10 protein-coding genes and 1 tRNA gene are annotated in these 12,754 nt (G+C 70.1%); 3 read left to right on the top strand and 8 right to left on the bottom strand.

The features are described from left to right. On the top strand, window positions 1-630 hold the full coding sequence (locus ACTRO_RS32580; protein ID WP_034269352.1) for a CoA transferase subunit B: 630 nt from the start codon (window positions 1-3) through the stop codon (window positions 628-630). Window positions 631-760: 130 nt separating this feature from the next. On the opposite strand, the gene ACTRO_RS32575 is transcribed toward ACTRO_RS32580, so the two are convergent. Continuing rightward, window positions 761-1,675, bottom strand: a complete 915-nt coding sequence (locus tag ACTRO_RS32575) for a phytanoyl-CoA dioxygenase family protein (RefSeq protein ID WP_034269349.1) — start codon at window positions 1,673-1,675, stop codon at window positions 761-763. Window positions 1,676-1,814: 139 nt separating this feature from the next. Beyond that, window positions 1,815-4,583, bottom strand: a complete 2,769-nt coding sequence (gene polA / locus ACTRO_RS32570) for a DNA polymerase I (protein WP_034269347.1) — start codon at window positions 4,581-4,583, stop codon at window positions 1,815-1,817. A 67-nt stretch (window positions 4,584-4,650) separates the two neighbouring features. On the opposite strand from polA, the gene ACTRO_RS32565 reads away from it, so the two are divergent. Beyond that, window positions 4,651-5,088, top strand: coding sequence for a hotdog fold thioesterase (locus ACTRO_RS32565; protein ID WP_034269344.1), 438 nt, complete (start codon window positions 4,651-4,653; stop codon window positions 5,086-5,088). 15 nt (window positions 5,089-5,103) lie between these two features. Here ACTRO_RS32565 and ACTRO_RS32560 read toward each other — a convergent pair whose 3' ends face one another. The 5 genes from ACTRO_RS32560 to ACTRO_RS32540 all read right to left on the bottom strand — a co-directional run bounded on the left by ACTRO_RS32560 (window position 5,104) and on the right by ACTRO_RS32540 (window position 10,827). Beyond that, window positions 5,104-6,042 (bottom strand): DMT family transporter, encoded by a 939-nt coding sequence (locus ACTRO_RS32560; protein WP_034269341.1) that lies wholly within the window; start codon window positions 6,040-6,042, stop codon window positions 5,104-5,106. Window positions 6,043-6,182: 140 nt separating this feature from the next. Further along, entirely contained in the window at window positions 6,183-6,587 is a 405-nt protein-coding gene (locus ACTRO_RS32555; RefSeq protein ID WP_063628115.1) for a hypothetical protein, read from the bottom strand. A gap of 177 nt (window positions 6,588-6,764) precedes the next feature. Then, on the bottom strand, window positions 6,765-7,844 hold the full coding sequence (locus ACTRO_RS32550; RefSeq protein WP_034269338.1) for a hypothetical protein: 1,080 nt from the start codon (window positions 7,842-7,844) through the stop codon (window positions 6,765-6,767). Between the two features lie 236 nt (window positions 7,845-8,080). Continuing rightward, entirely contained in the window at window positions 8,081-9,730 is a 1,650-nt protein-coding gene (locus ACTRO_RS32545) for an APC family permease (protein WP_051451733.1), read from the bottom strand. Between the two features lie 488 nt (window positions 9,731-10,218). Beyond that, window positions 10,219-10,827, bottom strand: a complete 609-nt coding sequence (locus ACTRO_RS32540) for an ANTAR domain-containing response regulator (RefSeq protein WP_034269333.1) — start codon at window positions 10,825-10,827, stop codon at window positions 10,219-10,221. Window positions 10,828-10,955: 128 nt separating this feature from the next. On the opposite strand from ACTRO_RS32540, the gene ACTRO_RS32535 reads away from it, so the two are divergent. Continuing rightward, window positions 10,956-11,038: transfer RNA gene (locus ACTRO_RS32535), tRNA-Leu, on the top strand. 145 nt (window positions 11,039-11,183) lie between these two features. Here ACTRO_RS32535 and pyk read toward each other — a convergent pair. Continuing rightward, complete coding sequence (gene pyk / locus ACTRO_RS32530; RefSeq protein ID WP_034269331.1) at window positions 11,184-12,650, bottom strand: pyruvate kinase; 1,467 nt, start codon at window positions 12,648-12,650, stop codon at window positions 11,184-11,186. Between the last annotated feature and the right edge of the window lie 104 nt (window positions 12,651-12,754).

The following is a 12,754-nucleotide window of genomic DNA, read 5'->3' as shown; positions in this document are numbered from 1 at the left end:
ATGGCGCTCGACCGCGAGCAGATGGCGTCCCGCGCGGCCCGCGAGCTGAGCGACGGTCAGTACGTCAACCTCGGCATCGGCCTGCCCACGCTCATCCCGAACTACGTGCCCGAGGGCGTGCACGTCGTGCTCCAGTCGGAGAACGGCATCCTCGGCACCGGCCCGTACCCCTACGCCGGGGACGAGGACGCGGATCTGATCAACGCCGGCAAGGAGACGGTCACCCTGCTGCCCGGCGCCGCGCTGTTCGACTCGGCCGCCTCGTTCGCGATGATCCGCGGCGGGAAGATCGACGTGGCCGTGCTCGGCGCGATGCAGGTCTCGCAGGACGGCGACCTGGCCAACTGGATGATCCCGGGCAAGATGGTCAAGGGCATGGGCGGCGCGATGGACCTGGTCCACGGCGCCAAGCGGGTCATCGTGCTGATGGAGCACACGGCGAAGGACGGCACCCCGAAGATCGTCGAGTCCTGCTCCCTGCCGCTGACCGGCCGGCGGGTGGTGCACCGGATCATCACCGATCTGGCCGTCATCGACATCGAACCCGAGGGCCTCGTCCTGCGCGAGCTCGCCCCGGGCGTCACCGAGGAGCAGGTCGCCGCCGCGACCGGCGCGGCGCTGCGGTCCTGATCGAACGCCGAACGGCCGCCCCCGACGATGCGTCGGGGGCGGCCGTTTTTCGCGTCTGTCCGGCTACCCGGCTCGGCACCTCGGTTGAAACGGCGCCATGGGTTGAAACAGCATCTCGGTTGAAACAGCACTACGGCTTGAGCGGCGGGTGGGCCGGGTCGAGCAGGCCGTTCTCCTTCAGGAAGCCGTGCAGCGGAGTGGTCTCCGGGTAGTGGCCCCACTGGTGGTCGCCGTAGGTGTGCTCGAACCGCGGCTGGTGCAGCGACTCGCCGAGCAGCTGGCGCTGGACCGGGGTGAAGGAGTCGAACTCGGGCGAGGCCTGCACCGCGGCGACCTCGTCGCGGATCGCGATCCAGCGCAGGGTGTAGGCGAAGAACATCGCCTTGCGGGTCACGTCCGAGTAGTTGTTCGTCCGGGTGTGCCAGATCCGGCGGTCGAAGAAGACCGCGTCGCCCGGGTTGGCGCACACCTCGACCGCGCCGGGGGGCTCGGGCCACTCCACGTCGCGGCGCGGCGGACCCTCTATCCAGTTCTGCAGGTGGCTGCCGGGCACGACCTTGAAGTTGCCGCGGCCCTCGACCGAGACGTCGGAGAGCCAGTACGCCAGCTTCACCGACAGCCGCGGCCGCGGGTCGGTCTCGAGCTCGCGGTTCTGCCGGCCGCCGTCCTGGTGCCACTCGAACCGGTACGGCTTGGGCACCCGGATCGGCGGGTGTACGTCGAGGTGCGAGTGGTAGATGTGCACATTCCAGCCGAGGATCGACCAGACCAGCGGGAAGGTCGCGGGGTGGTCCACCAGGGGCGCCACCTCGGGGCAGCGGTGCACCGCGGACAAGATGTGCATCGCGCCCTCGGGCGAGAGCCGCTGCGCCTCCTGCTCGGCCGCGTAGACCCGGTCGATGACTTCGGTGTAATGCTGCACCTCGGCCGCGCTCAGCGCGCCCGGGATGACAAGGTAGCCGTCGCGCTCGAACTGCTCGCGCTGCTCCTTGGACATGGGCGTGGTGCCCTGGTGCGCCGGCGCGGGCGCTTCCGTAATGCTCATGGGTCCACCTGCTTCTGGTCGGTGTGCCCCGCCACCTTATCGCTGCCCGGCAAGGTGGACACAAGGCGGTGACAGACCTGTGACAACCGCCGCGAACGGGACGTCACGCCAGGTCGGTGCGGTGTTCGGCCGCGCGCGCTCAGTGACCCGCCTCCCGCCAGTCCGCGCCCACGCCGACCGAGACGTCGAGCGGCACCCTGAGCTCGTAGGCGCCGGCCATCTCCCGGCGCACCAGTTCCTCGACCTCCCGCTGCTCCTTCGCGTCGAGTTCCAGGACGAGTTCGTCGTGCACCTGCAGCAGCAGGCGGGAGCGCAGCCCGGCCTCGGTCAGGGCCCGCTCCACTCTGAGCATAGCCACCTTGATGATGTCGGCGGCGGAACCCTGGATCGGCGCGTTCAGCGCCATCCGCTCGGCCATCTGACGCCGCGGCACGTTCGTCGACGTCAGGTCGGGGAAGTAGCGCCGCCGCCCGAGCAGGGTCTCGGTGTACCCCGTCTGACGCGCCTCGTCCACCACCGCGCGCAGGTAGTCGCGCACCCCGCCGAAGCGGGCGAAATAGCCCTCCATGATCTTGGTGGCCTCGACGTTCGAGATCCCCAGACCCTGGGACAGGCCGTAGGCCGACTGCCCGTAGGCCAGGCCGTAGGAGACCGCCTTGACCCGGCGCCGCAGCTCCGCGTCCACCTGCTTCGGCTCCACCCCGAACACCCGCGCGGCGACCGAGCTGTGCAGGTCCTCACCGGAGTTGAACGCCTCGATCAGCGCCTCGTCTCCGGACAGGTGGGCCATGATCCGCATCTCGATCTGGCTGTAGTCGGCCGTCATCAGCATGTCGTAGCCCTCGCCGGCGATGAAGGCCTTGCGGATGCGCCGGCCCTCCTCGGTGCGCACCGGGATGTTCTGCAGGTTCGGGTCGGTGGAGGACAGGCGGCCGGTGGCCGCGATCATCTGATTGAAGGTCGAGTGGATCCGGCTGTCCTCGGCCACCGTCTTGATCAGGCCCTCGACCGTGCTGCGCAGCTTGCTCACGTCCCGGTGCCGCAGGATCGCGAGCAGCGCGGCGCTCTGCCGGGCGTCGGTCGCCTTGCCCACCAGCGACTGCAGCGCGTCCGCGTCGGTGGTGTAGCCGGTCTTGGTCTTCTTGATCCCCTTGGTGGGCAGGCCCAACTGCTCGAAGAGCACCTCCTGCAGCTGCTTCGGCGAGCCGAGGTTGAACTGCGAGCCGACCGCCGAGTGCGCCTCCTCCACCGAGTGCTTCACGTCCGCGGCGAACATCCCCTCGAGCTCGCCGAGGTAGTCCCGCCCGGCCGCGATGCCGCGCCGCTCCATCCGCTCCAGCAGGCCCACCAACGGCAGCTCCACCTCCTCGAACAGCCGGCCGGTGCCCGCCTCGGCCAGCTTCGCCAGCAGCACCGGCGCGAGGTCCACGATCGCCCGCGCCTCGGCCATCAGCTGCTGCGCGCCCGCCGCGCCCTCGGGCTCGGCCAGCGAGTCGAGGGAGAGCTGCCCGGACTCCTCCTGGGCCGTGGCCAGCTCCTGGTGCAGGTACTGCCGGGCCAGGTCGGCCAGCTCCACCCCGCGCTGCCCCGGATTCACCAGGTACCCGGCCAGCGCGGTGTCCGCGGCCAGCCCGGCCAAGGTCAGCCCGCGCGCGTCCAGCGCCAGCAGCGGGCCCTTCGCGTCGTGCAGCGCCTTGGGCTTCGCCGCGTCGCCGAGGTAGCCGCGCAGGGCCTGCTCGTCCGACGGGTCGAGCTCGGTCGGGTTCACCCAGGCCGCCGGCCCCGACGCGGTCGCTATGGCCAGCGCCGTCACGTCTCCGCCGCCGCGGCCCCACCGGCCGGTCAGCGCGATGCCCAGCAGCTCGGTGCCGCTCGCGTGCTCGGCCAGCCAGGCCGCGACCTCGCCGGTGCCGAGCACCCGCCCGTCCACCTCGATCGGCGGGACGCTCTCGGCTTCGTCCGGCGCGGCCTCGCCGTCCAGGCCGAACACCTCGGCCACCCGCGGCCGCAGCACCCGGAACTGCAGGGTCTCGAAGAGCCGGTCCACCGCCTCCGCGTCCCCGGCGGAGCGCTCCAGCTCGCCCGGGCCGCGGTCCAGCTCCACCCGGCGGTCCAGCTCGGTCAGCCGCCGGTTGAGCCGCACCGCGTCCACGTTCGCGCGCAGGCTCTCGCCGACCTTGCCCTTGATCTCGTCCACGTTCTCCAGCAACGCCTCGAGGCTGCCGTGCTCGCGGATCCACTTCGCCGCGGTCTTCTCCCCCACCCCCGGCACCGAGGGCAGGTTGTCCGACGGATCCCCGCGCAGCGCCGCGAAGTCCGGGTACTGCCGCGGGGTCAGCTCGTACTTCTCCTGCACCGCGGCCGGGGTGAACCTGGTCAGGTCCTGCACGCCCTTGCGCGGGTAGAGGACGGTGACCTGGTCGGTGACCAGCTGCAGGGTGTCCCGGTCGCCGGAGACGATGGCGACCTGGAACCCGTCCGCCTCCGCCTGCGTGGTCAGCGTCGCGATCAGGTCGTCCGCCTCCGAGCCCTCCTTGCGGAAGACCGGCACCCGCAGCGCGCCCATCAGATCCGCGATCAGGTCGATCTGGCCGCGGAACGGCTCCGGCGGCGCCGCGCGCTGCGCCTTGTACTCGGGAAACAGCGCGGTGCGCTCCAGCGCGGCGCGCGAGACGTCGAAGCACACGGCCAGGTGCGTCGGCTTCTCGTCGCGCACGACGTTGACCAGCATCGCGGTGAAGCCGTAGACCGCGTTCGTCGACTGGTCCCCGCCGGCGATGGTGAACTTCTCCGCGGGCAGGGCGTAGAACGCCCGGAAGGCCATGGAATGCCCGTCGATCAGAAGCAGTTTCTTCGCACTGGTTCCGTGTCCGTTCTCGGCCCCCGCGGGCTTCGCGCTAGTCGCCATGCTTGAATCCTAGGCGCAGGCACCGACACGAACGGGCCCGACAGCCGTAACCGCCGAAAGGAATCGCATGACCGACGCGTCCTCCCCTTCCGTCCCCGTCGGATTCGAGGGCATCTTCGGGGATGTCTACCGGGACGGCGGCCAGCTCGCGGAGAAACTCGGCATCGAGTTCAAGGAACTCGATGCCCAGCGCCTGGTGGCGACGATGCCGGTGGAAGGCAACCGGCAGCCCCTCGGGCTGCTGCACGGCGGCGCCTCGGTCGCCCTCGCCGAAACCCTCGGCTCCATCGGCGCCGCGCTGCACGCCGGTCCCGGCCGGCTCGTCGTCGGCGTCGACATCAACGCCACCCACCACCGCGCGGCCGTCTCCGGCCTCGTCACCGGCACGGCGACGCCGCTGCATCTCGGCCGCGGCACCGCGACCTACGAGGTGGCCATCACCGATGAGCACGGCAAGCGGGTGTGCACTTCGCGTATCACGTGTCTGATCCGCGACAAGAGGTAACGCGACGCGGATCGGTCAGGCGCCCGCGCCCTCGCTCAGGGTCAGTTCCGGTGCGGGCGCGATCGGCGCTTCGGTAGCGTCGGCGGACTTCGACGGCGTGGCCCGGGTGGCCAGGTAGCTGCCGACCAGCACCAGCGGGAAGCCGATGGCGATCCCGCCGGTGACCGGCTCGCCGAGCACGGCCACACCGGCCAGCAGCGCCACCGCCGGATTGACGTACGTGATCACCGTCGCGCGCACCGAACCGGCCTCGGCGATCAGGGCGAAGAAGCACACGAACGCCGTCGCCGTGCACACCACGCCGAGCGCCACGATCGAGCCGAGCACGTTCCACCGCGGCAGATGCGACGGGGCCTGAAGGATCGCGAACGGCAGGTACACCAAGGCGACCGCGGTCAGCGACACTGTCACCACGCCGAGCGACGGAACCGAGCTGAGCTTGCGGTCCGCGATCATCGGCGCGATCGCGTATCCCACACAGGTGACGCACACCGCGCCGAGCGCCCACACCGGCGTCCCACCCGCGGTCAGATTCAACCCGACCACGGCGCCCACCCCGCCGAGTCCGACCGCCAGCCCGATCAAGCGCACGGGCGAGAACACCGTGCGATCCCCCAGCCGCCAGGCGACGACCGTCCCCACCAGCGGCACCATCGCGATCAGCAGCGCCACCAGGCTGCTGCTGAGCCGCTCCTCCGCCGAGTTGAGCAGATACCAGGGCACGGCTATCTCGATCGCGGCGAACGCCAGCACCATCCGCCAGTGCGCCAGCGCCGGCCGGATCACCCCGCGGCGCAGCGCCACCGGGAGCAGCAGCAGCGCGCCGATGGCGGTCCGGCCGAACACCAGGAATCCCGGCGTCAGCCCGGCGTCCATCACCACCTTGATCAACAGGTAGGGGACACCCCAGATCACCGACATCGTCGCGAACAAAATCCAGGCCCGCCGAGTCATCCCCGCGCCTCCCACTCGATCCCGCCCGGCGCCGCGCACCGGTCCCTGCCGCCAGCGTAGACGCGATGGGCGTAACCGCCGACAGAGTCCGGCACATCCTACATACCCGGCGCCGGGGGGCCGCCACCCGTTTCCGGGCCTCAGCGGCCGGCCCGCAGCGCCATCCGCGCGCAGATCGCCGCCAGCGGCAGCTCGATGAACACCGCGCTGACCACGGCCGTCGCGCTGTCCCAGCCCTTGGCGGAGGTGGAGGTGTCGAACCAGGCGTCGGCCACCAGCATCGCCGCGCTGGCGCCCGCCAGCGCTCCCACCCGCGCGTCCCCGCGCCGGCGCAGCCAGGCCGTGCCGGCCAGCATCGTCGCCAGCAGCACGTCGAAGCCGGACCAGGCCAGCGACCAGTTGCGCGCCACCGTGTGCGCGGGCAGGGTCACGGCCAGCACCGCGATCCACGGCACCAGGGCCAGCGCGCACCCGGCCAGCAGCCGGACCTCCGGCTCCCGGCGGCCGTGCAGGATCTCGTTCGCGGCGAAGCGAATCGCAGTCATGGTGTCCTCCCCATCGGCGTATCCCTACGCCCACCACGATGCCGCCGCCACCCCCCTCGCCGGATCGCCGCCGAGATCGATTTCCCCGGCTCACCCCGCGGCATGAGTCATCCGCGCGGTCTCCCCCGCGCGGATGAGCCGGCCCCGGATCCGCCTCCCGGGGCCGTCCGCACGGACTCAGAGCCCGAATTCGGAGCGCAGCCCGGCCAGCCGGTAAGAGAGCTGATGCGAGCCCAGGCGGTGCAGCGCCTCCTGCAGGCTGGCGAAGTCCCGCCGGCCGGCCGCCGCGGCCAGCACCTGGTCCAGCGGGATCCGGGCCCGCTCGAGCTGCTCCACCAGCCACACCACCCCGGTCGGATCCGCCCAGGCGGCGTACCAGGAGAGCAGCGCCTCCGGGCACTCGTCCGGGGCCGAGGCCACCAGCAGCGAGGCGAGCCTCCCCCGCTGGGATGAGGAGAGCTGCGCCTGCTCCGCGGTGAAGTAAGCGGCCTGCTGCTCCCGCGGCGCCGCGAGCAGCGCCGGCACCAGCATCGTGGCCGCCTCCGGCGAGTCCACGGTGCTCGCGATCGCGGCCATCGAGGCGAACGGCCGATTGGAGAAGAGACCGATCAGAACGCTGACGTCGGCGTCCGTGCCGTCCTTGGCCAGGCAGTCCAGCAGCGCCGCGCACGCCTCGTCGCTCGCGCCCGTCGCCAACCCCACCAGCACCGCCTCGACCTCGCGCTCCCGGCCGCCCTTGCGCAGCGCGCCGACCATGGTGCCCACGTCGTCCGGGCGCCCCGCCACCACCGAGACCAGCAGGTCCACGGCCGAGCGCGAATGCCCGCGTTTGCGCAGCACCGCGCTGTAGCGCAGCACGGTCGAGACCGGCTTGTTGCGCGCCGCCGCCGTGAACGCGTACACCGCCAACTCGGAGCGTCGCCCCGCGTTGAGGTACGCGGCCAGCGACTCCAGCTCGCCCTCAGAGCTCTGGTACTTGGCCAGCACGGCGTCCAGGAAGTAGTACGCCAGCTCGGGCGATCCGGCGTCCATCAGCGCGCTCGCCGTGTAAGCGGTCGACGAGGGGTGCGGACCGCAGGTCTCCACGATCTCGTGGAACACCTGCTCCGCGGCCACCACCGCCCCCGCCGCCATCATCCGTCCGATCAGGGCCGCAGCCCGATCCGCAGGCAACGTCGTCGCCACCAGGTGCGCCGCCCGTCGGTAGAGCTCGAAGCACTCTTCGAGCCTGCCCTCCTGCTCGTACTGCTCCGCCAAAGCCAACACCCTGTGGCCAGACCAGTACGACGTATCCGGAAGCTGCATCGACCTCCCCGTCCTCGCTCGGCCCGCGGAGCGCGATCTCCACGGCAAACACGACAACTCGGGCGCGTTTCTATCACGGAAACGCCCGGAGCGGAAGGGGTTCGTGTACACAGAGCGGGACCCCGGCAACACTGTGCTGCCGGGGCCCCGCGGGTCATGCGTTGTCAGAACCGGAACTCAGCCTGACCTCAGTGCGCGGGAAGCTCCTCCACCGAGGTGGTCTCGATCGCCGCGCGGAGCTTGTCCACCGGGAGCGCGACGGCCTGGGCCCAGAAGTAGATGACCACGCTGAAGACCGTCACGGCCAGGATGTCCGACCACCAGCTGTGTAGCGGCGGAGTGTGGAACAGGAAGCTGTGCCCCGGTCCGAAGTCGCTCGCCCAGCAGAGCACGCCCATGCCGAGCAGGTACACCGGCAGCCAGGAAGCGGCTCGCAGGTCCAGGATGAGCGGCGTGGAGTTCAGCTTGAACACCTGGGTGACCAGGATCACCGCGTAGCCCAGGACGATCGCGATGCCGAGGCCCTCGAGCGTGCTCCAGCCGGACCAGAAGATGACCAGGTTCGCCACCACGAAGGCGAGCGGCGCCATCACCGAGCCGCCGAACAGGCGGTACGGACGCTCCCAGTCTGGGAGCTTGGTCCGGAACACGCCGAACGCCAACGGCGCGCCCGCGTACATCAGGACGCTGGCGGAGGTGATGAAGCCGACGAAGTTGTTCCAGTTCGAATAGTTGATGAAGCAGGCGCAGCCGACGACGAACGCCATGACCAGGCCCACCCACGGGATGCCGGCCTTGTTCAGCTTGCCGGTGCCGCGCGGCCAGTAGCCGTTCTTATCCATCGCGATCGAGTAGCGGGAGGTCGCGGTGGTGTAGATGACACCGGTGCCGAAAGGCGAGACCACCGCGTCGAAGAACAGCACCTTGGCCAGCCAGCCCAGGCCCACCAGCGTCGTCAGACCCGCCCACGGGCCGGAGATGCCCGGGAAGTTCAGGTCGGACCACAGGTGCGGGATGTTGGCCGCCGGAATCGCGCCGATGAAGAAGATCTGCAGCAGGATGTAGATCGCGGCGCCGATCAGGATCGAGTAGATGGTCGCCCGCGGGATGTCCCGCTTCGGGTTCGACGACTCGCCGCCGAGCTGGATCGCCTGCTCGAAGCCGAGCAGCGAGAAGATGATGCCGCTGCCGGAGACGGCGCCGAACACGCCCTCGATGCCGTGGGGCATGAAGCCCTCGCCGGCCGAGAAGTTGGAGGCGTGGAAGTGGGTGACCGCAACGATGAGGATGGTCGCCAGCGGGACGGCGATCTTCCACCAGGTGATCGCGTTGCTGACCTGGGCCAGCGCCTTGATACCGATGAAGTTCATCGCGACGAAGACCGCCATCATGGCGATCGCGACCACATAGCCCCAGCCGTGCAGGGTCCCACTCGCCGTGGTCCAGTTCGCGGCGAACCCGTAATGGCCCGTGTAGCTCAGCGTGGCCTCGACCTCGATCGGAGCCACCGAGGCCGCCTGCAGCCAGGCGAACCAGCCGAACGACGCGCCCGCCGCTCCGCCGAAGGCGTAGTGCGCGAACCGCGCCGACCCGCCCGCGACCGGGAACATGCCGCCGAGCTCCGCGTGCACGAGCGCGAGGATGATGATGGCCACGGAGCCGATGCCCCACGCGATGATCGCGGCAGGGCCCGCGGTCACCAGCGCGCGCTCCGCGCCCTTGAGCCATCCTGAACCGATGATCGAGGTCTCTGAAGCCCAGAGCAGGCCGATCATGCCTACGTTGCGCTTCAGATGATTGCTGGCTCCGACTGTGGTCGAAGCTGTCTCAGTTGCCATGCAGAATCCTTCACTCGCTTCTGGCGACAGGTGGGAAAAGACAACGTTGCACGCTGTTGATGCGTTGGCTCATGTTAGAGACATGTATGCCTCGTGAGAAGGGTGTCCACGCTGCGATTTGGTAAACCCCTCTACTCACCTGAAGTCCGGTATCCATGCAGGTCATAACAGCTTTTGACCGTATGTCAACCAAGATCGGCCCAAGTCTGGAGTCCGGCGAGACGGGCTTTCGACCGCAATCCGGACGCCCGGCCGGAGCTCACGGCCCGTCAGCTCCCGGGGACTTAAAGGGCACCCCGGGACGCATTTCCGTCATTGCCCTGCCTGTTCGGGAAACCCCCATCAGGGCACGACCGGTCCCTCATATGGCGAAAACCGGCCGTCTCGCCGCAACTGGTGCGGGGAGACGGCCGGCGGGGGCCTAGAGAAGAAGAGTGCTGCGACGCGAGCGTCAGTGCTCTGGCACCGACGGCCCGTTCGCGCGGCCGCTACTGGGCCGAGGGGGGCGTGGTGCCGTCGACGACGGCCTGGGCCACCTCGCGCATGGTCAGCCGGCGGTCCATCGAGGTCTTCTGGATCCAGCGGAACGCGGCCGGCTCGGTCATGCCGAGCTGGGCCTGGAGCAGGCCCTTGGCCCGGTCCACGAGCTTGCGGGTCTCGAAGCGCTGCTGGAGGTCGGCCACCTCGTTCTCCAGCGCGCGCAGCTCCTCGTACCGGGAGGTGGCCATCTCGATCGCCGGCACCAGGTCGGCCTTGGAGAACGGCTTGACCAGGTAGGCCATGGCGCCGGCGTCGCGGGCCCGCTCGACCAGTTCGCGCTGGGAGAACGCGGTGAGCATCAGCACCGGCGCGATCTTGGCCTCGCCGATCCGCTCGGCGGCGGAGATCCCGTCCAGTACGGGCATCTTCACGTCCAGGATGACCAGGTCCGGCTTGAGCTCCTCGGCCAGCTTCACGGCCTGCTCGCCGTCGCCCGCCTGACCGACGACGTCGTAGCCCTCCTCGGCCAGCATCTCGGCCAGGTCCATCCGGATCAGCGCCTCGTCCTCGGCGATCACTACGCGCTTACGCGGCTGGTTGCTGTCCTCGGCGGTCATCTCGGCTCGCCTTTCCCTGTGTCCGCCGCAGTGCGGACGGTCATGATTGTCGTCGGTTCCCAGCCTAGTGGACGGCCGATGTCCCGCGCACCGCAGGTCCGGGATGCGGTATGCTCGGCAAGCCTTGCGCGGGGTTGGCGGAATGGCAGACGCTGATGGCTCAAACCCATCTGCCCGAAAGGGCGTGCGGGTTCGAATCCCGCACCCCGCACCGACGTCAGACAAGATGGTCATTCCTCGTTTCGAGTGAATGGCCATCTTTGCCTCTCCGCCCGGCCCGGCCCGGGCGCCGCCGCTTCCGCGCTGCCGGGCCGGAAGCCGAGCGGCCGGCCCCCGCTCGGGGAAGCGCGACCGCGTCAGGCCTTGGTGCGGTAGGCCGGGGCGGCACCGCCCACGGCGTCGCCGATGCGGTGCACCCGCACGGCGTTGGTGGAGCCGGGGATCCCGGGCGGGGAGCCGGCGGTGATGATGATCAGCTCACCAGGCTTGCACCGGCCGAGCTCGAGCAGCGCGTGGTCGACCTGGATCACCATCTCGTCGGTGGAGCCGACCTCCTCGCCGATGAAGGTCTCCACGCCCCAGCTCAGCGCCAGCTGCGAGCGCACGACCGAGTCCGGGCTGAAGGCGAGGACGGGGATCGGCGAGCGGTAGCGGGCGAGCCGGCGGGCGGTGTCGCCGCTCTTGGTGAACGCGACCAGATAGCTGGCGCTGAGGTAGTCGCCGAGCTCGGCGGCGGCGCGGGCCACGGCGCCGCCCTTGGTGCGGGGCTTGGAGATCGCCTGCGGCAGACCCTTGGCCAGCACCTCCTCCTCGACCGCGCAGATGATCCGGGCCATGGTCTGGACCGTCTCGACCGGGTAGTCGCCGACGGAGGTCTCCGCCGAGAGCATCACCGCGTCGGCGCCGTCGAAGACCGCGTTGGCCACGTCGCTCGCCTCGGCCCGGGTGGGCCGGCTGGCGGTGATCATCGAGTCGAGCATCTGGGTCGCCACGATGACCGGCTTGGCGTTGCGGCGGCACATGGTGACGAGCTTCTTCTGCACCAGCGGCACCTGCTCGAGCGGCATCTCCACGCCGAGGTCGCCGCGGGCGACCATGATGGCGTCGAAGGCGTCCACGATCTCGTCGAGGTTGTCCACCGCCTGCGGCTTCTCCACCTTGGCGATGACCGGCAGGCGCACGCCGATCTCGTCCATCACCGCGTGGACGTCCTCGATGTCCTTGGCGCTGCGCACGAACGAGAGCGCGATCATGTCCGCGCGCAGGTTCACGTCGTTCTCGCCGAGCGCCCAGCGCAGGTCGGCGATGTCCTTCTCGCTCATCGCCGGCACCGAGACGGCGACGCCGGGGAGGTTGATCCCCTTGTTGTTCGACAGCTTGCCGCCCTCGACGGTGCGGCACTTGACCCGCGGTCCCTCGACCTCGATCACGTCGAGCGCGACCCGGCCGTCGTCGATCAGGATCCGGTCGCCCGGGTGGCAGTCGCCGGGCAGGCCCTTGTACGTGGTGGAGCAGATCTTCTGGTCCCCCGGCACGTCCTCGGCGGTGATGGTGAACTCGTCGCCGCGCTCGAGCAGGATCGGGCCTTCGGCGAAGGTGCCGAGGCGGATCTTCGGGCCCTGCAGGTCGACGAGCACGCCCACGGCGCGGCCGGCCTGGTCGGCGGCCTTGCGCACGTTGAAGTAACGCTCCTCGTGCTCGGCGTAGGAGCCGTGAGACAGGTTGAGCCTGGCGATGTCGAGGCCGGCGGCGACTAGGGCCGAGAGCTGCTCGAAAGAGGCGGCCGAGGGGCCGAGTGTACAGACGATCTTCGCGCGACGCATATCAGCGACCCTATCCCTTACCCACAAGTAACTATGTCCGAACGAGTCATTCCGCTCCGGCTCCGGTGCGCGCACCACCGAGGCCGGTCTCCACCGCAATCCTA

The organism is Actinospica robiniae DSM 44927, from assembly GCF_000504285.1.
GTDB classification, from domain to species: Bacteria; Actinomycetota; Actinomycetes; order Streptomycetales; family Catenulisporaceae; genus Actinospica; species Actinospica robiniae.
This window is presented reverse-complemented; position numbering and strand designations above follow the sequence as displayed.